This is a genomic window from Microcoleus sp. N3A4, assembly GCF_036701805.1.
In the GTDB taxonomy this organism is placed as follows: domain Bacteria; phylum Cyanobacteriota; class Cyanobacteriia; order Cyanobacteriales; family Microcoleaceae; genus Microcoleus.
On record NZ_JAUBRJ010000019.1, the window covers coordinates 54739 to 75592 of the forward strand.

Consider the following 20854-nt stretch of genomic DNA (forward strand, 5'->3'; position numbering starts at 1 on the left):
GTTTGATATCATGTCCGGTTAATCAGTTATCATTTCAGTGCTCGCGAGACGCTCGCGAGACGCTCGCACTCGCAATAAAGATAAGCGAGCGCTCGGACATGATATGATGTCGGTCGATCGCTCTGAAAGCTGCGATCGGCACTCTCCATTTCCTCCTTTTTTAGGATAATTTTTTTTACTGGGCCTACTTATATCTTTTGAGGGATTTGCTGCGACAAAGAGAATGATTACAGTAGACTCATTCATCTGAAATCACTTATTTTTATGACCGCAACAACTCGACCTATTTTAACTCGCTCTATAAATATTGCAGGCATCACAATGCCAGGGATAGTGCGATATTTTGAAACTTTAAACGCGGGCGATTTTGAAGCGACTGCTAATTTGTTTGCTGGTGAGGGGGTTCTGCACGCGCCGTTTGAGAAGCCAATTATCGGTAAAAGCTCGATCGCCACTTATCTAAAAACAGAAGCGCGAGGAATGCAGCTCGAACCCCAGCAAGGTGTCAGCAAAATTTTAGAAGACGGCCAAGTTGAAGTTCAGGTCAGCGGCCGGGTGCAAACTTCTGCATTTGGTGTTAATGTCGCATGGCTGTTCTTGCTCAATTCAGACCAAGAAATCCTTTCTGTCACCGTCAAGCTGTTAGCTTCTCCCCAAGAATTGCTCAATCTGCGGCCACATAAGAAATTTGATGTTTAATGGGCTGTTTCACATTTAAATTGGATATTTGGGTTTGACCTGTCGATCGCACGTAATGACTAAAGTCAGGCGATCGACAGGTTGACCCGCTTTTGATCGCAAGAATGAGGCAGAAACCGGGTTTTTTATCCAAATCTCTGGTGAAGTCCCGCTAACGGTATAAAAACCCGGTTTCTGCGGTATTTGTGCGATCGGGACTCTACCCCTACAATCTAACAGTCTCTTAGAGAGGGACGATACTGCACGAAAAAGTGGCTGTCGCCGCACCGTGCGACAGACAGCCAAAGCGAGTCAAAAAGTGCATTGCCAATCACTAAGGACTCATGATTAATTAAGATTTTTCTGGCAAACTCGCTTCCAACTTTAGACAGTTGCGACCGTCTATTTGCAAAGTGTAGTCCACCCGATCCATAAGTCTGCTCATAATCAGCCAGCCGTAGCCGCTTTCCTGTTTAGCTTCCGGCCTCGGGGGACTGTAAGTATCCATTTCGTAACCTTTACCGTAATCCCAAATTTCTAAACCAATATCCCTATTTTTTAAATTCAAGCGAATTAAGACAGGCAAATTGGGTTGATCTTTGTGAGCATGGCGGATCACGTTAGAATAGGCTTCTGCTAACACCAAGCGCAAACGATTCGACTGACGCGGCCAATCGACGTGCTCTCCTAGCTCTACTTCCAAACTGCTCAGCAACCAATTTTCAACAATTGTTAAAAACCGCAAGTCGCTTGGCACATGAAGCTCAGTATTCATAAAAAAATCCCGTAAGTTTGAAAACCCTGTGTCTTCAGACCAGGCATGAAAGACGACGCGCCGAATTGATTCGGTCTCAATACTTGTCGCTACTCGGGGGATACCAGCCTTTTCTGTTTAAAAATTAGGCATTCGTCATTCGGTAGAAGGCAGAAATTAAAAGTATAGCTGAAAACTTTAGTTAGGGGTCTAAAGCCCATTAACTATTGATAATTATACCGAGACTGCAAGCAGCGAGGTATAAAAAATCTTTGTTTCAATCCCAGGCTTTTAAGCGTTGGTTATTTCTGACGAATGCCTTCTACCTTAACCCTTTACAGGTGTTTAATCCCCCAGGAAAGCGATTCAGGAAACTAGCTGCGCGATCGCGGGCTAGGTTTTTTACTGTTGACGATAACGCAGTCCTTTGCGGGACTAATCTGTGGGTCGTCAACAAGCAGGGATTCAGTTTTTTCGGTTCTCACCCCCGACTAGCAGTCGGGAGTCGCTGACAGATTCAGAGAACCTCCAGAGAGAGTATGGTTTGGTCGTCTTCCTGAACGGGATTGTCGGCTCGAATGTAAGCCAACAAATTGTCCAAGTTGAAAGAACCAGGCTCCTGAATCAAGAGTTGCCAAAGCCCTTCTTGTTGTAGCATAGAACGGGTTGGTTCACCCCCTGCGACCCCTTCAGTGGTCACGCTAGCTTCAGTAATCCCGTCACTCGTCAGCAGAAATACATCTCCTGACTTTAATTCGATCGTACCCGCTTTGCCCCTCCAAACTGGTAGTATCCCCAAGGGAATGCCGCGAGCTTTCAGGAAATTCGGCTCGACTGGCGTTTTACCGCTAGCGGCTCGAGCTTTCACCTCCGAGTGAGACCAAACGATCGGGTAAATGTGACCGGCATTAGCAAAAGCCATGTGTCCCGTTGACGGAGTGTAACGAGCTACAACCATTGTAATAAAATGGTTGTTGCCGATCAGGTCGTCAGACATACTGCTATTCATGTTCTGCATAACTCGATCGGGCTCTGGAGAAACTTCTTGGGAAAGTTCCCGCCGCATCACCGAAATCGCGCTGGCCATAAATAGAGCAGCCGGAACTCCCTTACCCGAAACATCTCCCACCGCTATCCAAATATCCCCTTGGGAGTGGACGTAGACTTCAAAAAAGTCGCCTCCAACTTCCCGCGCGGGATAGCAGCAAGCTTGCACCCTGACAGTTTCAAAATCCGGCCAACTTTGGCGCAACAAGTTTGTTTGGATTTGGCGGGCCACTTCCAACTCGTTTTGCATCTGGTTGGCTAAATCCAGAGTCCGCTGGTATAGCTTAGCTTGAGACAGAGCCAGAGCAGCTTGAGCTGCTACACCTTCTATTAACTCTATATCTTCTGCCGACCAAGGGTTAGTGCCGCCAATCTGGCACAAAGCCAGTACAGCCAGCAATTCTTGCTGGTAAGTCAGCGGCACGGCAATCTCAACCGAGTTAGCGTCCCCCCCACTGTTTGGGTTGACTTGAGTTTGGCGGCTGGCTACGGCTTGAACCAGCAAATTTTCATCAAAAGAAAAGCTACTGGCTTCAGAGGTTTGGGCTTGGTAGGGGAAGGTACTCGGCAATAGTCGATCGGCCTCTACCGGCCGCAGCATACAATAGTTGGCCTCAAAAGTTTGACCTACGGTTTGAACAATAGTTTGTACCATACTAGAGTAATCTAGCGACCCGCGAATCACGCTCATTACCTCATTGAACAGAGATTCCTTGCGTAAAGCGCGGCGCAGTGCAACGCTGCGCTGCTTGTAGTATTTGTAAGTTTCTGAGGCTTGATTGATCACCAATTTGAGTTCTTCTGGATTCCACGGTTTGGTGATGTATTTGAAAACTTGACCTGAGTTGATGGCCTCGACCAAATCTTCAACATCTGTGTATCCCGTTAGCAGAATCCGAATCGTATCGGGAAATCGCTCGACTGTTTTCCCCAAAAACTCGGTGCCGTTCATTTCTGGCATCCGCTGGTCAGATATAATCACCGCCATCTCGCCCTGTTCGTCTAGAACTTCCAGGGCGCTGAGGGCGCTATCTGCTTTGTAAACTTGAAAGTCGCGTCGAAACGTCCGGTACAATAAATCCAAGTTATCGGGTTCGTCATCGACTACCATCAGTTTCAGCTTGCTTCCATCTCCCCGACTCATCTTTCTTCCCCCTTGAAAACCCCCACCATAGCTGTATTCAGCAAGGTGGCGGGAGGAAAAGGGGGGCTGGATATATGCAACATATCAGTTACGTCAAGTTGAGTTAAAGAAACCCGTTTTACCTTAAGGTGAGCATTCCTTTCACACCATCTGTTCGCACAACAGATGAGAGGCTTTCGATACTGTAACCCGCCTCGGTAGGCCGCTTCAATAGGGAAAATTCCCGAGTCAGCTTTCGTGCTTTGATAGGAGCAACGACCGTGTTAGCAGTCGCTACTTTGATAAACACACCAGCCTCCCAAATGACTAATTAATGCTCTGATTCCAGAGTTATTAACTAGCTGCATAATGTCCTCGGTGTGAATTTTAACACTTACTACTAACCCCGGTATTGCTACCTGAGTGTAGTCAACACCGGCTGTATTTCAAGCCCCGCTGTACCCGGAGGGTTAGCGGTGGGTTGTTGGCGCTATTCCCTACCTCTTTGCCAAATCGTACTTGATTGCTGCATTCTAGTCCCCCTAATCTCTGAACTTTTTGCAGCAAGCATATTACTACTGCCGAATCAAGTTAATCTTTCTGCCAGTCTGAGCTTAGCAGAACGAGAGCGGGGATTTCTAGCTACTTCTTCGGATTGCGGCCCGATCGGCTTTTTTGTCAGTACCTGCAAACAGGGTGTTCCTCTGAGTTGGTGCTTGACAGGTCTGTCTTCCAGACTGTGAAATGTAATGATTCCGATTCTCCCACCTGGTTTTAACCACCTTGGCGCAAGGTTGAGGAAAGTTTCTAAAGAAGCGAGTTCGGAGTTGACGGCTATCCTTAAAGCTTGGAAAGTGCGGGTGGCGGGATGTATTCTGCCGTTGCGCTGCTTGGGGGGGAAGCTGGAGGCGATCGCCCCAGCGAGTTCTGTTGTACTTTGAAAAGGACGCCCTTGCACAATCCGCCTCGCGATGCGCCGCGACAGTCGCTCTTCACCGTATTTGTAAATAATATCTGCTAGTTTAACTTCTTCCCAGTGATTGATAATCTCTTCTGCCGTCAAAGATTGCTGCTGGTTCATACGCATATCTAGTTGAGCTGGGTGGCGAAAACTAAATCCTCGTTCCGGTGTATCGAACTGAGCCGAGCTGACGCCCAAGTCTGCTATGATACCATCAAATTCGGCATCTGGGGAATTGTATTCAGCAAAATTGCCGTGCCAAAACTCAACGGGCGAATTAGCAAATCGGGTTTGGCAAAAACGGATGGCTTGTTCGTCGCGGTCGATCGCCACCACTGTAACATCGGCCGCCGCCGCTAAAATCAAACTGGTGTGTCCGCCGCCCCCAAGCGTCGCGTCCAAATAGTGTCCGCCTGGACGCACTGCTAAACCCGCAATTAATTCTTGACCCAAAACTGGAACGTGATAGGTGTCAATACTGACATCAGATCCAGGGGTATCCTTCTCAGACGGCTCGATATCCTTCATAATCAAAAAAGCGAAACAAAAATCAACAATAGTCAGTAGTCAGCAGCTATCGGTCAGCAGTCATCAATTATTGGTTATTGGCAATCGATCGACAAATAACCAATAACCAATAACAAATAGTAATTGTTAACTGCCAACTGCCAACTGCCAACTGCCAACTGCCAACTGACCAATTACCAATTATTATGTCAAGAATTGAGACTAGAACTGAACCGATGGTGCTCAATATGGGGCCGCACCATCCATCCATGCACGGGGTACTCCGGTTAATTGTCACCCTGGACGGCGAAGATGTGGTGGACTGCGAGCCTGTTTTGGGCTATCTGCACCGAGGGATGGAAAAAATTGCCGAAAACCGCACCAACGTGATGTATGTCCCCTACGTGAGCCGCTGGGACTACGCTGCGGGGATGTTTAACGAAGCGGTAACGGTAAATGCACCGGAAAAGTTGGCGAATATTGCTGTCCCCAAACGGGCTAGTTACATTCGAGTAATTATGCTGGAGTTGAACCGGATTGCTAACCACTTGATGTGGGTAGGGCCGTTTTTGGCGGACGTGGGGGCGCAAACTCCGTTTTTCTATACTATGCGCGATCGCGAACCAATTCTCGATTTGTGGGAAGCGGCCACAGGTTATCGCATGGTTAACAACAATTATTTCCGCATCGGCGGAGTTGCCGCAGATTTGCCCTACGGTTGGGTAGATAAGTGCCAAGATTTCTGCGATTACTTCCTTCCCAAAATTGACGAATACGAACGTTTAATTACCAACAATCCTATCTTCCGCCGCCGGATTGAAGGCCTGGGTACGATTTCCCGCAACGAAGCGATTAACTGGGGACTGTCCGGCCCTATGTTGCGCGGTTCCGGCGTGAAGTGGGATTTGCGGAAGGTTGACCATTACGAATGCTACGACGACTTCGACTGGGAAGTTTGTACCGAAGCTGCGGGCGATTGTTTGGCCCGGTATTTAGTCCGAATTCGGGAGATGCGCGAGTCAGTTAAAATTATCTATCAAGCCTTGAAAGGACTCCCCGGCGGCCCTTACGAAAATTTAGAAGCGAAGCGCTTAGAAAGCGGGCCTAAGTCTGAGTGGAACGGTTTTGAGTATCAGTTTATTGGCAAAAAAGTAGCGCCGACTTTTAAGATTCCCAAGGGCGAACATTACGTGCGCGTTGAAAGCGGCAAGGGTGAGTTGGGGATTTATATTATCGGAGACGACAGCGTATTTCCTTGGCGCTGGAAGATTCGGGCTGCGGATTTTAATAATTTGCAGATTTTGCCTCACATTGTTCGCGGTGTGAAGATTGCGGATTTGGTGGCGATTTTGGGGAGTATCGACATTATTATGGGCTCGGTTGACAGGTAGGTTTTGTCGGTTTTAGTCTGAGAATTTAACCCGGTTTTTTTATGAAACCGGGTTGATTTTTTTTTACCGCAGATGAACGCGGATAAACGCGGATGGATATCGATTAATATTGCTATTAACGTCGCTAAAATGTACCTTATTTCTCTCTTCTCTCTTCCTCTGTGCCCTCTGCGCCCTCTGCGGTTAATAAAAAAAAATCTCTCCTTCACAAATGAAATAACATCAACTTTGATTCGATAAATTATGAAAGTCCAGCAACCAGATATTAATGATAGTAACCCAGAACTCTGCGCTTTAATCTGCGAAAAAATTTCCGCCAGCCCACAGGGGCGTATTACTTTTGCTGAATATATGGATTTGGCATTATATCATCCGCAGCACGGTTATTATAATAGCGATCGACAGTCGATCGGCAAACAAGGCGATTTTATCACGTCGTCTCATTGGGGTGCTGATTTTGCGGAGGTTTTGGCAGAGCAGTTTGTGGAAATGTGGGAATTGCTCGATCGCCCTTTCAATTTCGCGATCGTAGAAATGGGCGCTGGGCGGGGAATTTTCGCCGAAAATGTGCTGCAATATCTGCAACGGCAACATCCCGACTTATTTAAAACTTTAACATACATAATTGTTGAAATTTCGCCTATACTTCAAGCGGAACAACGCCAAAGATTAAGTGAGATCGAGTGCGTCAAGTGGTGCAATTGGGATGATATAGTTAATAATTCAATAGTCGGTTGTTTCTTTTCTAACGAGTTAGTGGATGCTTTGCCCGTGCATCAATTCATTCTGGAAGAAGGGCAAGTTAGGGAGATTTACGTTGCCGCCGAAACTCCAAAAGATGAACAAGAAGAGATAAATTTTGTTGAAGTAATTGGCGAAGTTTCCACGCCTAAAATTGCCGAATATTTGGATTTGGTAAGCATCGATTTGTCGGCGAGTGTTTATGGGGATGGTTATCGCAGTGAGGTGAATTTGGCGGCTTTGGACTGGATGAGTACAGTTGCTCAAAAGTTGCAGCGGGGATATTTGTTAACTATTGATTACGGTTATCCGGCGCACCGCTATTACAATCCGAGGCGCAGGGAGGGAACGCTACAGTGTTATTATCGCCACCGATATCACAATAATCCTTATATTAATGTGGGGCGGCAGGATTTAACGGCTCACGTCGATTTTACGGCGTTAGAAAAGCAGGGTAAATTGTGCGGTTTGGATGTGGTAGGGTTTACTCAGCAGGCTTTGTTTTTGATGGCGTTGGGTTTGGGCGATCGTATTGCTTCTCTGTCAACAAATCATGCGGAAGTATTGGATGTGGCAACGTTTTTGCGGCGCCGGGAGGCTTTGCATCAGTTGATCGATCCGATGGGTTTGGGGGGTTTTGGGGTTTTGGTGCAGTCGAAGGGGTTGAGGGAGGAGGAGAAGGGGAGAATATTGAAGGGTTTGATGGTGCCTGATTGATTATTTTAGATTGATTATTAACTAATTAAGCTGTTTTTTAATCGCACGAGCGATTAAAGGCGCTTTCTTTTCTAACCCTTCTAAATTAAGTTCGTTCTCTAGATACATCCGATACCACTCCTGGCGTTGTTCTATCACCCATTCACTATTCTGAAGCTGTAACTTTTTGAGGGTAAATTCGGCTCGATCGCGATCGTGGGAAGGAATCGCATCAGTCAAAACCAACTGACAAGAAGGTAGGATAATCTCAAACCAATTATCTTCTACTTCAAACGGATCGAGAATTTGTCTATCGTAAGTTCCTTTGCAGCTATTTACCCGTTGCAAAGCATAGCGATAGTTTTTCCAGTCATAAATCAAATGCCGATTTTCTGCTTTACTTTTACTCAAATAATGATCTACAGTACCCATCCGACTCGGTATGTACATAACTGAATAGCCACAAAGATGTTGAAACTCTTTAGCTAATTGAGGTTTGAAGCTCGACCAAAAATCTTTTGGTTCTTTACCAGGATTTTTAACTAACCAATTATTGCCTGCTTTTCGCACCTGTTGCTCAAAATCCGGTGGTTCCGGTGGCGGAATAAATCGCATCATGTTTACTCTACCTCGGCGATCACAATCCATCGCGGCCAGAAGCGATCGTGTTCTGGTAAAACTCGCAGGAGTTCCTGATGAATTTGCTCTTTAGTTCTCAGGTATTCAGGAAAAGTTTCCATGCTTTCTCCTCGCATAAAGGTATACGCAGCCTCAATCGCTATTTCTGCTTCGCGGGAACGAGCCTGTTTTAACCCAAAAATATCTGAAGTTAGCCACCCAACAGCATCCCCATGTTTTGTCCAAGGAACTTCATTAAGAGTTACATCTTTACCATGTAACTCAAACAAAAATAACTTATCTTGCTCCTCATCAAATTCAGGCTCAATTGAGGCAAGTAGCAGCGGAGAATGAGTCGTAGCTATGAGCTGAAGGTTCATTTTATTTTCGAGGTTAGTCGCTATTTCTAAGATGGCTGGTAAGATTGAGCGTTGCCACTGCGGATGTAAATGAGCTTCAACTTCATCGATTAAAAGAATTATCTGATCCAGAGGTTCTTGTTGCCGCAACTTAGAAGCCATTGTGTGTTCGTACCAAGTCCAGACTAACAAATAAGCTAATCCTAAAATTCGCTTAATGCCCGCTGATGCGTAGATAATCGGAACATTGCCATAGGGAAAATTTAAGGTAGGAATCTCACGCACATCCTCGACAGAAACCCTGATTGGTTCTCCCGGTTCCATCCATTCATCAGCATGGGGAGAAAGTTGTTGAATGACGCGAGATAATAGTTGGAATTTAGAGCGATCGGGTTGACGTTGCCAATTCACCCAATCGTGAATTAGACCATTACAGATAAATTTTCCTTCTGAATTAATCAATCCATTCCAAAGACTATCATAATTGAAGTGATAAGCTGCTAACCGATTACGAGCTGGATCTAAGACAGAAAATCCATCAACACGGACGTAAATAATCAACCCTCTGAAACTAGAATAATTTCTAATATCTAACCATTTTTGATCGGAAAAACTAAATAGACTTCTATATTCCTCAGAGTCTTTTTGATTGCTCAAAAGAGATGTGATTTCCGGCAAGTTACCCTCTCCCTGTTGTGGCCAAGCCGGACTATCCGCCCATTTTCCAGTTAGTACCCACCACGCAACATCGAGCAAAAAAGTCTTTCCCAAACCATTATCGCCAGTAAATAAATTAATGCGATCGGCAAATTTTATATCGAACTGTGGGGCAGTTCCGACCTGTTTGAGGTAAAGTTCTTTCAGCATTTTGACCATCCACTTAATCAGTTACATCATTAGCTAAAAATTCATAAATAGTAAATTAATTAGTCCTGGACGCAGAAACCGGGTTTTTTACCAAATACTGCATCTGAGCCTTTAAATTAATAAAAAACCCGGTTTCTTTGGTCTGTATGCGTAAGTCCTGTTAATGAAAAAAAACATTTTATCTATTATACTATAAACTACGGGTTAATTGTAAACTGTTTTCAGGAAGTTCTAATTCAGCCCATTTTAATCGTTCCTGAATTGACATACCCTGCAACTTTTTACTCATTTCATATAAATCCACTTTCGGATAATCCCCATTAAATAGCGGAATTAAAGCCTCAACAGCAGCAGCAATTCCCTCCGGCGGCACTGCATTCCCAATCTGCCGCCGCACTTCAGTCGTAGAACCTTCAAAAACAAAATTATCGGGAAATGTTTGCAATCTTGCTCTTTCACGATTGGTCAAAGAACGCGGTTCTAAATAATGATAACCCCAAGTTCCGCCACCGCCACCAGCAATGATTGTCGATGATGGTTTATCTGGATGAATTCGCCGATAAACGTGACTGATCATACCTTTGACATAGTATGGACTGTCCTTGGGAATATCCGAAAAATTGCCTCCCGGTTTAATTCGATTCAAAATTTCAACGGTGCGGGAATGAATTTTATGATGTTTGTTATTGTCAAGAACTGCTTCTACATTTTTGAGTGCTTCGCCCGCAGTTCGATAAGGATTTTGGCGATTTTGTCCGTATTTTGGCTGAGGATGCACAAAGTTAAATCCTGTATCCATCCGAATGCCAACTAATAATACTCTTTGCCGAAATTGCGGCACTCCGTAATCGGCAAAGTTGTAGAGTTTAGGTTTAACTAAGTAGCCTGGTGCAATACTTTCAAAGTCAGAAATTATTTGTTTTATTGCTTGATAATTATTGGCGCTTAATAAACCTTTGACATTTTCTGCTACAAAAGCTTTGGGCTTTTTCTTGTTGACAAAATCTAGAAAGTATGTATATAAATTGCCTCTGGTTCCTTCAAGGCCGGGGCGCTTCCAAATTAGGGAGAAATCTTGACAGGGGAACCCTCCTATACATATTTCAGCTTCGGGAACTTGTGCAATGTCTATATTTTCTATGCTGTCGTTGACGATGACATCGGCAATGTTTCTGCTGAATGTTTTGCAGGCGTATTTATTGGAGTCGATCGCCCAAACTACCTCAAATCCGGCTTGGTGGAATGGCAAATCCATGCCGCCGCAACCAGAAAATAAGGATATGAGTCGCGGTTTTGTTGTCCAGGCGATCGGCTGGAGACGTTCGATTAACATAGGAGTGCAAAGTGACGGAAGGGCGGGCTGGATGCCCGCACCACAAGAGTGTCATCATACCAAAACACGATCGAATTCGACTAATCAATCGATATTTCACTCTTCATCGTCTAACTCGATCCCGGCTTGACGCAATTTTTCGGCCAATCTTTCAGCGCGGAGTCGTTCGCGATCGGCTCGTTCTTCCGACCAAAGCAACAACTCGCCTTCTGCATTCCACCACCTCAACCAACAGCCTGTTCTCCCTTCGTGCGTTCCTTCCCAAACTCCTAAAAACAAGTCCAATCCCGGTATCCAATAACGTCCGTTTTCATCGGGTTTTTGCAAGTTATAGTGCTCTGATTCTAAAGCGTAAACTTCTAAACGAGCTGTTTTCGCTCGGAATATGACGTATCTGGGGACTTTGATTACTTGCTCGTAAAAATACCACTTTCCCACCCGCGAGGTAAATTCAACGGAGTATTCTTCTCCATAGGTTTCTGAAAGAAATTCCATCACGATTTGGGGGATGGTTCCTTCTGTGTGTGGCGTGTAACTGCGGCGTACTTGAGAGACATTTTTTGGATTGACGGGTTTCACGTACATCCAATCTGGCGCTTTGCAGATAATGCGCTGTTCGTCGCTGGTTGATGCTGGGAAACTTATGCCGGCACACAGGGCAAAGTTAGAAACAACTAAGGCATCCTGCATTAATTCAGGAAATCCTGTTAGCGGTTGGCGCAAAGCGGCGGCTAATAATGGTTGGCTTTCGTCTTCCACGGGATCGTCTGGTAGTTGGAAATCTTCTGGCAGTAGCGGCCAGGTGATTGTGAGTTTTGTTTCAGGATTTTTAGTTGCTACAGACATAGTTTATCAGAGGTTAGTGGTTTTAATGATTAAATTATATCTTTTGGTTTTTGGGATTAATGTTAATGGCTTAATGACGAGGCAGAGCCTCTGGATATGCGTTACCGGGGAGAGCCTGGTAACGAGGAAACCGACCGTTTCTTTTGTTTGTATCGAAGTCTAGATCCCCCCTAGCCCCCCTTAATAAGGGGGGGACAAGAGTGCCGTCAAAGCCCTTCTCAATCAGGGGGGACAAGAGTGCCGTCAAAGTCCCCCTTATTAAGGGGGATTTAGGGGGATCTAGACTCGGCTACAAGCGATCGTTCTAAGGGTTGTTAATTTTCTGCTGTAGTTCGGTGGTCATTGCTAGTAGTTCCGATTGTGCGATCGCACTTTGTTCACCACTCGCCAACCACTTCAATTGTACCGTCTCGTTTTCAGCTTCCGCATCTCCCAAAACTAAACACGCAACTGCACCGCTTCTGTCGGCTCTTTTAAACTGTTTCCCGAAAGCACTAGCACTCAAATCAATCTCTACACTAAACCCGGCACTTCGCAATTTTTGAGCTAACAATACCGATTGCTGTTCGGCTTTTTCTCCCCTGGATACCAAATAAAAATCCAACTTTGGCACGGGCAATGGTTGCAACTTTTGCAGCAGAATAATCAGCCTTTCGATACCCATTGCCCAACCGACTGCCGCCGTATCTGGGCCGCCCAATTCCTTGACTAAACCGTCGTAGCGGCCGCCTCCGCAAACTGTTGCTTGCGCTCCCAAATCGTCGGAAATAATTTCAAATGCGGTGTAGGTATAGTAATCTAAACCGCGCACTAATCTGGGATTTAACTGATAGCTAATTCCTAAATTTGCGAGCATTTGCTGCACTTGCTCGAAGTGCGATCGCGATTCCTCTCCCAAATAGTCCAAAATACTCGGCGCACCAGCTACAATTTCTTGAGTTCGTTCATTTTTACTATCCAAAATCCGCAGCGGATTGCGAGTTAAGCGGTCTTGGGAATCGGCATCTAATTCGTCTTTGTGCGGTGTAAAATAATCTATCAAAGCTTGCCGATAATTTTGTCTGTCTTCCTTGTTTCCGACAGAGTTAATATCGAGTCGCAAATTTTTTAAACCGATAGTTTGCAGGATATCGCAGGCGATCGCAATTACCTCGACATCCGCACGAGGATTCGCACTCCCCAAGACTTCCACGCCAATTTGGTGAAATTGCCGCATCCGTCCCTGCTGAGGACGTTCGTAGCGAAACATCGGCCCCGCGTACCAAAGACGCTGCAATCCACCTTGAGCTTCTAAACTATTTTGAATAAAAGCTCGGACTACCCCGGCGGTGCCTTCTGGGCGCAAAGTAATCGATCGATCGCCCTTATCTTTAAAAGTGTACATTTCTTTGCCCACGACATCGGTCGCTTCCCCAATGCCGCGTTCAAATAAAGATGTTTGTTCAAATATCGGCGTCCGAATTTCCCGATAAGCCGCTTTTTTCAAAATTGTTCTAGCGACTTCTTCTATATTTTGCCAGTATTGAATTTCAGCGGGCAAAATATCCCGCGTTCCCGTTAAAGTTTTAATTTCACTCATGAATTTTAGTCAGTTGTCAGTTGTCAGTTGTCAGTTGTCAGTTGTCAGTTGTCAGTTGTCAGTTGTCAGTTGGTAGTTGTCAGTTGTCATTTATCGTATCAAATCCAGTTAGAACGGAATGATATTATAGTGCCAGCGTCCTGTGAACGCGCTGCACTCGGAAAATGTGGTTATCAAATAGCCTTTTAACTAAGCAGCTCATAACTTCTGTATGCGTTAGTTACCCGTCATTAAATCTTAGTTACTAACTACTGACTACTAACTACTGACTAATGACTACTGACTACTGACTACTAACTTAATAATTCCCAAGCTCCGTAACGATCGCCATAATAAGCCAAAATGCGATCGGCTCGCTCGCGGCCGACCAAATCGAACCCTTCAGGATACTGTATCCACAAACCCCCAATTTGGCTGTCGCAGTAATCAAACCGCTGCGACTGCTGCGGAATTAAACCGGTTTGCACCCCTTCAACTTGACGCAAATGGGCCGCCACTTCGCGATACACCGCCAGCGGCAATCCAGGGCATTGAATTTGATAGCGGAGTTGTTTTTCTTGTGCCGTTTGCATCATTTCTTTGCCTGTCCCCAACCTGATCCTCTACTTAAGATACTTCTTTATCGATCGGCCTCGGTAGAGAGCAGCAGTTAATATCGTCCAAACATACCTTCCCCCACTGCAACGCCCACCGCACCAGCGTAACTCGATTGTCAGCGGGCGTCTTGTTCAAGATATTGCTAATGTGGTTGTCAACTGTACGCTTGCTAATCTCCAACTTTTCGGCTATTTTCTCATTAGTCAATCCCGCCGCTACTAACTCTACCACTTGCAATTCTCTGTCCGACAGCGTGACAGGGGTCCCAGAGACACTCCCACTCATAAATTTTTCCTATGTCTGCATATTTACCTATCTACAATTCTAAAGGATGAGGGATCGAGTATGAAGAGAAAATTAAATTTGCTGTGCTACTCTTTCGGGCCCGAAGCACCAACTCGCTTGCAGAATCGCCTGGAGTGCAAACCCAGCCCCGACACAGCAAGACGCGCAGCCACTTGCACTGCTTGTGCGTCGGGTGGCTGATGCTGCCTTTACCTGCGCCTATCTGACATCCGGGCCCAACCGGCAGATGTTTGCACGTCAAACAACTAACTGATACGCCCGCACTATACTTCAGTCTTAAGGGAGTAACTGCCAGTATCAGTAGGTCTGATATTATAGGAGCAGCCATTAAAAAATACCTTGCAATTTTTCTGGGATGGGTTAAAAATCATTATTTACCTGTCTGCTGCTGGTCTAAAATCTAACATCTAACATCTAAAATTCATATGACTTATCCTCGCGTTCTGTGTCTGGGTGAAATTTTATTTGATTGTTTAGCAGACAAAACAGGAGTATCTCTTGAAGAGGTAGAATCTTGGACGGCATATCCCGGCGGTGCTCCTGCTAATGTTGCCTGTGCTTTGGTTAAATTGGGGACGGCGGCGGGATTTATCGGTGCTGTAGGTGGGGATGAATTGGGGAATTCCCTAGTGCAGGTATTGCAAGAAGTAGGGGTTGATACCGCTGGAGTGCAGCGGCATCCGAGTGCGCCGACGCGGCAAGTTTATGTTTTGCGGAATCAAGCGGGCGATCGAAATTTTGCCGGTTTTGGCGAATTTGATACTGCGGATTTTGCCGACACCCACCTCCTCGCTGCACAACTACCCGAGGTGCTGTTTGAAAATGCGGAATTTTTAGTGCTAGGCACTTTAGAATTAGCTTATCCTGAAAGTCGAGAGGCGATCGCCCGAGCGATCGAACTAGCAGAACATTACGACGTTAAAATTATACTTGACATCAATTGGCGTCCAGTGTTTTGGTCAAATCCAGACGAAGCAAAAGCGCGCATTAGAAAAATCTTAAACAAAGTTGATTTTGTCAAGTTATCTGAGGAAGAAGCCGAATGGTTGTTTGCAACTACCGACGCTGGAGCTATTACCTACCGGCTCGATTCTGTAGAAGGCGTTTTGGTGACTGCGGGCGAGAAAGGTTGCGCTTATTGTCTCTCGGAAAATGAAGGAAAAATCCCCGCCTTTACAGTAGATGTTGAGGATACAACAGGTGCCGGCGACGCATTTCTGGCTGGTTTTGTCAGCCAATTGTGCAAGCATGGAATCAAGAATTTAGCAGACCCAAAAATAGCCCAAAAAATTGTAACTTATGCCAGTGCAGTAGGTGCGATGACAGCGATGAAACCAGGGGCAATTAAATCTCAACCAACCGGCGCTGAAGTAGAAGCTTTCTTGTATTTGTACAAAAATTAGCATCCCGAACCTATCGGCCTGGAAACGGAGAGGGCGCTAAATTTGGTTCAGAAACCCGGTCGATAAAAAAAATAACTCTTATACTAAATCCGCGTTAAAAACCCTCGATAATACTCGGCGTTTGAAATCGCTACTATACAAACTCTCCTCCTAGCTGAGAGGGACTAAGAAATCAAGGGATATTTAAGCTAGATTTGGTATTATACAGCAGATTCGACGTTTATGAAGTACACCCCAGATCGACCCCCGTAGGGACACGGCATTGCCGTGTCCCTACACTTCATAAACCTGGAATACGCTGTAGGTTTTATTGCGGGCAATTAACCGCGCATCAGATGAGTTCTAATTTGGCGCACGATTAACTCTAGTGGCTGCGAAGCATCTATGATAATTGCATCTTCTGGTTCTTCGAGAGTGTCTAACTGACTTAACAACAAGTCTGCTTTCATGTAGTGATTTTCGCGACTTGTTAACCGGGCTGTCAATAGCTGAAAAGAACATTTGAGATAAACTATTTTCATCCGCTGCTGGTCTCGGCAAAGCATTTCGCGGTAAGATGCTTTTAAAGCAGAACAAGCCAAAACCACATTTCTATCTTCCCAAAGCCACCTGTCTATTGCAGCTTGCAATTGTAATAGCCAAGGAAGACGATCGCCATCTTCTAAAGGAATGCCCAAACTCATTTTTTCGATATTAGCTGATGGGTGAAAATCGTCGGCATCGCTGAAATCCCAATTGAGAGATTGCGCCAGCAACTTGCCAACAGTAGTTTTGCCAGAACCGGAAACTCCCATCACGATCGTAATCATGGCGCCTATTTACCGAAATACTTGCAATTCGATCGAGTTGTGCGATCGACAAACCGGGTTGCTTAAGTTGCCGGATGAATTCTACCACCCTAAAAAATTCAATAAACCCGGTTTATTTTTGATTCTCGATCAAATTTCTTCCATAGTGGGTCTAATCAAATTATAAGCCAAAACGCCGATAATTCCACCAATCACTGGGAATATAATAAACGCCCACAACTGTTGGATTGCCCATCCGCCTTGAAAAAGTGCCACACCGATACTTCTAGCTGGGTTAACTGAAGTATTGGTTACGGGAATTCCGATTAAGTGAATCAACACTAGCATCAAGCCGATCGGAATTCCGCCCAAACCGACGGGATATTTGGGATGGGTAGTACCCATGATTGTAAATAACAGAAAAGCAGTCAGTACAATTTCCGTCAAAGCTGCTGCCAAAAGTCCGTAACCAGTGGGAGAATGTTCTGCAAAACCGTTAGACGCAAATCCCGAAGCCGCCGCATCAAAACCCGGTTTTCCTGATGCGATCATGTACAAAACAAGACCGCCTAAAATTCCCCCTACAATCTGACCGCCTATATAATAAGGAAGCAGAACAGCATCGATCAGTTTGGCAACTACTAAACCGACGCTTACCGCCGGATTAATGTGGCATCCCGAGATAGGGCCGATCGTATAAACCATGATTAAGAGAGACAGGCCAAAGGCGATCGACACTCCCAAAAAGCCGATTTTGTCTCCCGCTAAAACCGCACTGCCACATCCACCTAATACCAACACAAAAGTACCAAAAGCTTCAGCAACCCCAATCTTTATTTTTTTGTTCATACTCACAATTCTCTGAAGTTTATGTTCAGTCAATTTCGCACCCAGACCAATTTTAATTATAAAAAGTATAAGTCTAATTGGTTGCCCGCAGAAGAACAATACTAATGGAAAGCATTAGCAATGTGTAGCTCTAACTTTCATAAATTCTCTGGGCTTAAACTGAGACTGCGGAATTTGGAATCGATAAATTAGCTAAAACATACTCTATTATGGAAAAAATGTCAACATTGAGCTAATTATTTGTCTGAATTGTGCAATCTTCTGTATTCAATTCACAATAATTAACTTGACTTTTTCCCTAATTATGCGATCGTAATTTTACTTATTGTTGCTGATTATCCGATCGCACTCGCAGCTAAAACATCACTGCTAACCGGCTGGTACATCGGGCCTTGGAAGGGGCGAAAGTCTGTCGGACAATCGGCGGTCATCTTGCACAGCAAGCGGAACTGTAGCGGCGTTGGGGGTTGGTTGAGGCGATCGACTTCTACGCGAACCAATTTTGGATGCTGCGAGATAATTTGAAGAATATCCCCGCAAAGATAGCGCGGACAATAGCCTACAATCCAGCGATCTTCAGTACACAAAAGCAAAGCAGAGGAATCGTACCGATTTTGAAATTCGTGGGCTAAATACAAAAGTTCGCCCACTTGAAGCCCATTAATCCGTTCAATTGCCGGCTTGGGAAGGTGTCGCAGTCCATGTGAAAAAAAATGGATGCGGTAACGTCCATTTTCATCCGGTTCGGGACAGGGGAATACCTCAAAATTATCAGTTACCCGTTTCCCTCCGCTGCGGGCCAATAAAGCAATTGGGTCATCTTCGTGTTGAGGGATATTCAACCACTGTACAAATTCAGGGTAGTCAGGGCGCGATCGCGGCATCACGCGATTGGAAAACAAGGGAAACAGTTTCTGTGAAGTGTAAACCTTACTGAAATCAGGGAAAGATGGCAAGGGTTTAAACAAGCACTCAAGTAGAGCTTTTAGAACACCCTTTGTATAATTGAACTGGTATTCTTTACCGTTAAATGTCAATCGACCAATCGGAAACCAAGAACTGCTGACCGGGTCTTGCCAAGCCAAAAATAGTGTTTTCAAAGCAAATCTCCTGTCAATTCAAGTAGCCTTTCTCTGTTAAATTTAAGTAATTGTTGAGAAAACTCAATGGTAATTTGTGAAATTCGATCGCGCGGTATCCGGTTAAAAATGGCTAGCGTATCATTAGCTGAAATCCTGGTAAGGCAATTAAGCCAAACTTGGGCTGCTTGGGGATAGTATAGCGCTGCTTCGCGGAATGCCTCAAAAGTCTTGAGAGGCTTTGGTCTATTATCGCTAGCATATAACTGAGAAGAGCATCTTTTCGCATAAGCTTGGACAGAATAGCCAGTATCTTTTGTAATCAATCTCTTTTGCCGTTCTTCGTCAGATATCCGCACTCCCAAACTAGAGGCATGGTCGTGAGTTGGTGCTAGATATCTGGCGATATTTAAAGTAGGATCGCTTTCGGGTTTATCTAATACACCCCAATTCTCTGAGTGACGGTCTGTATTGCCAATCCAGGCATCTAATAGCAAATATCCGACAAAAGTTTCTACTGCTGTTTCTATCCCGACTGGCGGAACCCAATCGAGGGGCAAATTAACAGAATTGTCTGCGATCGCATTCAACACAATATCAACTTTGTGCGGTGCGTTCGCAGACAAAAATTGATTTCCAGGAATGAAACTGCCACTATCGGGCAAAAATGATAGTGAGACAGTTCCGCGTTGACTTTTCCAAGTTGCCAGTTCATATTGAGCATGGGGCAGTCCGAGGAGTTTGCACAACTCGGCTGCAATTTTTTCTGCCCAATCTTCACCTGTATCCGGTCGAGACTTTTTGTACAAGCAAGGCCCTAAATTTGGATCGTCAAACCAGAACTTGTACCTAGTTCCCATAGTCTCGGTTTCAGATAGCTCAGAGGCTGCTTCTGGAACTACAATTATAGGGAACTCTTCAGCCATTGTGTCAACCTTAAAGAATGCTAAAAGCAACTATCTAACACAGAAATTCGCGCGGATCGGTGACATACCCAGTCAGCGCAGAAGCCGCCGCCGTGTAAGGCGAAGCTAGATAAACTTGCGCTTCTTTATTCCCCATGCGGCCGGGGAAATTGCGGTTAGTTGTAGACACGCAAATTTCCGGTTCGTTCATCCGCCCGAAAGTATCTTTCGGGCCGCCCAAACAAGCGGCGCAAGAAGGCGCTGCGGGTTCGATGCAGCCGGCCGCTAAGAAGATTTCTGAAAGCGTTTGACCCTCGTATTTTGTGACAAACAAATCTTCGTAAACTTTCTGAGTTGCTGGTACTAAATAAGTCGGAACTTTGACTTGATTTCCTTTCAGAATGCGGGCGGCATTCAGGAAGTCGGAGGTTTTGCCGCCGGTGCAGGAACCGATGTAAACTCGATCGATCTTGACATCGCGGCAATTGCGGGCTAAGTCGCGGTTGTCGGGAGAGTGCGGTTTGGCGACCACTGGTTCTAATTTGCTGACATCGTAGGTGCGATCGCTGTAAAATGTAGCATCCCCATCGCTGTAAAATGAATCGAAGGGTTTGTCAGTCCGAGAAGTAACGTAATCAAACGTAGTTTGATCTGGCGCAACCGTGCCGTTTTTACCCCCTGCTTCAATCACCATATTGCACAGCGTCATCCGTTCTTCCATCGTCAAACGCTCAACTGTATCGCCGGCAAATTCCATTGTCCGGTAGTTAGCACCGGCAACGCTAATATCACCAATAATCTGCAAAATTAGGTCTTTTGCTAACAAATAATCCGGCAGTTCACCGTTGAATACAAAGCGCATTGTCGCCGGAACTTTAATCAGCAATTTGCCAGTTCCCATGATAAAAGCCGCGTCTGTATTGCCGATACCGGTGGCAAATTGTCCGAAAGCGCCGGCATTGCAGGTGTGGGAATCGGTGCCGAAGAGCACTTCGCCCGGTCTGGTGTGGCCTTCTTGTGCTAGCGCGATGTGGCAAACTCCTTTGTAATCGGGATTTGCTTTGAAGTCCGATCGATCCGTGATGTCGTAAAAGTATTTTATCCCTTGTTCTTGGGCAAAATCGCGGAGAATATCGACGTTGCGGTTAGCGCGTTCGTCGTTGGTGAAAATGTAGTGGTCGGGAATTAAGACGATTTTGTCGGGATTCCAGACTTTCGCATTCTCGCCGAATTCGCGTTTGAAAACGCCGATAGTGCCGGGGCCGCAGACATCGTGGGTCATCAGCACGTCTGTTTCTACCCAGATGTTTTCTCCGGGCTCGACTTTAGTGCGGCCTGATGCTTTGGCTAAGATTTTTTCGGTCAGGGTCATTCCCATAGTGCGATCGCTCTTTTTTATTAGATGCTACATAGTGTATTGTAATCGA

The 20854-nt window shown here is 45.5% G+C and carries 20 protein-coding genes; 5 read left to right on the top strand and 15 right to left on the bottom strand.

Annotated elements, in window-relative coordinates; genetic code table 11:
• Positions 1 to 264: 264 nt before the first annotated feature.
• Positions 265 to 699, top strand: a complete 435-nt coding sequence (locus QUA56_RS13635; protein WP_333358363.1) for a nuclear transport factor 2 family protein — start codon at positions 265 to 267, stop codon at positions 697 to 699.
• 331 nt (positions 700 to 1030) lie between these two features.
• On the opposite strand, the gene QUA56_RS13640 is transcribed toward QUA56_RS13635, so the two are convergent.
• The 3 genes from QUA56_RS13640 to rsmH form a co-directional block, all read right to left on the bottom strand.
• A complete protein-coding gene (locus QUA56_RS13640) occupies positions 1031 to 1453 on the bottom strand; it encodes an ATP-binding protein (RefSeq protein WP_293122549.1) in 423 nt (140 codons plus the stop codon).
• Between the two features lie 496 nt (positions 1454 to 1949).
• Entirely contained in the window at positions 1950 to 3623 is a 1674-nt protein-coding gene (locus QUA56_RS13645) for a SpoIIE family protein phosphatase (protein ID WP_333358366.1), read from the bottom strand.
• Positions 3624 to 4188: 565 nt separating this feature from the next.
• Complete coding sequence (rsmH, locus tag QUA56_RS13650; RefSeq protein WP_333358368.1) at positions 4189 to 5091, bottom strand: 16S rRNA (cytosine(1402)-N(4))-methyltransferase RsmH; 903 nt, start codon at positions 5089 to 5091, stop codon at positions 4189 to 4191.
• Between the two features lie 185 nt (positions 5092 to 5276).
• Between rsmH and QUA56_RS13655 the strand changes: the two genes are divergently transcribed.
• Positions 5277 to 6461 carry an NAD(P)H-quinone oxidoreductase subunit H gene (locus tag QUA56_RS13655; protein ID WP_333358370.1) on the top strand — a complete coding sequence of 395 codons (1185 nt, stop codon included), beginning with the start codon at positions 5277 to 5279 and terminating at the stop codon, positions 6459 to 6461.
• A gap of 243 nt (positions 6462 to 6704) precedes the next feature.
• Positions 6705 to 7919: a class I SAM-dependent methyltransferase gene (locus QUA56_RS13660; RefSeq protein ID WP_333358372.1), complete on the top strand. Its 1215-nt coding sequence runs from the start codon at positions 6705 to 6707 to the stop codon at positions 7917 to 7919.
• A gap of 21 nt (positions 7920 to 7940) precedes the next feature.
• Here QUA56_RS13660 and QUA56_RS13665 read toward each other — a convergent pair whose 3' ends face one another.
• The 7 genes from QUA56_RS13665 to QUA56_RS13695 form a co-directional block, all read right to left on the bottom strand.
• Positions 7941 to 8516: a hypothetical protein gene (locus tag QUA56_RS13665; RefSeq protein WP_333358374.1), complete on the bottom strand. Its 576-nt coding sequence runs from the start codon at positions 8514 to 8516 to the stop codon at positions 7941 to 7943.
• A 2-nt stretch (positions 8517 to 8518) separates the two neighbouring features.
• Positions 8519 to 9742 carry an AAA family ATPase gene (locus QUA56_RS13670; RefSeq protein WP_333358376.1) on the bottom strand — a complete coding sequence of 408 codons (1224 nt, stop codon included), beginning with the start codon at positions 9740 to 9742 and terminating at the stop codon, positions 8519 to 8521.
• Between the two features lie 190 nt (positions 9743 to 9932).
• The gene (locus tag QUA56_RS13675) at positions 9933 to 11075 is read right to left on the bottom strand and encodes a DNA cytosine methyltransferase (RefSeq protein WP_333358378.1); all 1143 of its coding nucleotides are present in this window, start codon (positions 11073 to 11075) and stop codon (positions 9933 to 9935) included.
• 96 nt (positions 11076 to 11171) lie between these two features.
• Positions 11172 to 11921, bottom strand: a complete 750-nt coding sequence (locus QUA56_RS13680; protein ID WP_333358380.1) for a Uma2 family endonuclease — start codon at positions 11919 to 11921, stop codon at positions 11172 to 11174.
• A 304-nt stretch (positions 11922 to 12225) separates the two neighbouring features.
• Complete coding sequence (gene hisS / locus QUA56_RS13685; RefSeq protein WP_333358381.1) at positions 12226 to 13500, bottom strand: histidine--tRNA ligase; 1275 nt, start codon at positions 13498 to 13500, stop codon at positions 12226 to 12228.
• 293 nt (positions 13501 to 13793) lie between these two features.
• A complete protein-coding gene (locus QUA56_RS13690; protein WP_333358474.1) occupies positions 13794 to 14072 on the bottom strand; it encodes a hypothetical protein in 279 nt (92 codons plus the stop codon).
• Between the two features lie 34 nt (positions 14073 to 14106).
• A complete protein-coding gene (locus QUA56_RS13695; protein ID WP_333358383.1) occupies positions 14107 to 14382 on the bottom strand; it encodes a photosynthetic electron transport-dependent transcriptional regulator PedR in 276 nt (91 codons plus the stop codon).
• 60 nt (positions 14383 to 14442) lie between these two features.
• On the opposite strand from QUA56_RS13695, the gene QUA56_RS13700 reads away from it, so the two are divergent.
• Positions 14443 to 14583, top strand: a complete 141-nt coding sequence (locus tag QUA56_RS13700; RefSeq protein ID WP_333358385.1) for a hypothetical protein — start codon at positions 14443 to 14445, stop codon at positions 14581 to 14583.
• Between the two features lie 245 nt (positions 14584 to 14828).
• On the top strand, positions 14829 to 15806 hold the full coding sequence (locus tag QUA56_RS13705) for a carbohydrate kinase (protein WP_333358387.1): 978 nt from the start codon (positions 14829 to 14831) through the stop codon (positions 15804 to 15806).
• A 320-nt stretch (positions 15807 to 16126) separates the two neighbouring features.
• Here QUA56_RS13705 and QUA56_RS13710 read toward each other — a convergent pair whose 3' ends face one another.
• The 5 genes from QUA56_RS13710 to QUA56_RS13730 all read right to left on the bottom strand — a co-directional run bounded on the left by QUA56_RS13710 (position 16127) and on the right by QUA56_RS13730 (position 20805).
• Positions 16127 to 16615: a gluconokinase gene (locus QUA56_RS13710; RefSeq protein ID WP_333358389.1), complete on the bottom strand. Its 489-nt coding sequence runs from the start codon at positions 16613 to 16615 to the stop codon at positions 16127 to 16129.
• A 129-nt stretch (positions 16616 to 16744) separates the two neighbouring features.
• Positions 16745 to 17443: an aquaporin Z gene (gene aqpZ / locus QUA56_RS13715; protein WP_333358391.1), complete on the bottom strand. Its 699-nt coding sequence runs from the start codon at positions 17441 to 17443 to the stop codon at positions 16745 to 16747.
• 335 nt (positions 17444 to 17778) lie between these two features.
• Positions 17779 to 18543, bottom strand: a complete 765-nt coding sequence (locus QUA56_RS13720; protein WP_333358393.1) for an HIRAN domain-containing protein — start codon at positions 18541 to 18543, stop codon at positions 17779 to 17781.
• Entirely contained in the window at positions 18540 to 19448 is a 909-nt protein-coding gene (locus QUA56_RS13725; protein ID WP_333358395.1) for a hypothetical protein, read from the bottom strand. Before QUA56_RS13725 ends, QUA56_RS13720 begins: the two co-directional genes overlap by 4 nt.
• Before the next feature lie 34 nt (positions 19449 to 19482).
• A complete protein-coding gene (locus QUA56_RS13730; protein ID WP_333358397.1) occupies positions 19483 to 20805 on the bottom strand; it encodes a 3-isopropylmalate dehydratase large subunit in 1323 nt (440 codons plus the stop codon).
• Positions 20806 to 20854 lie beyond the last annotated feature (49 nt).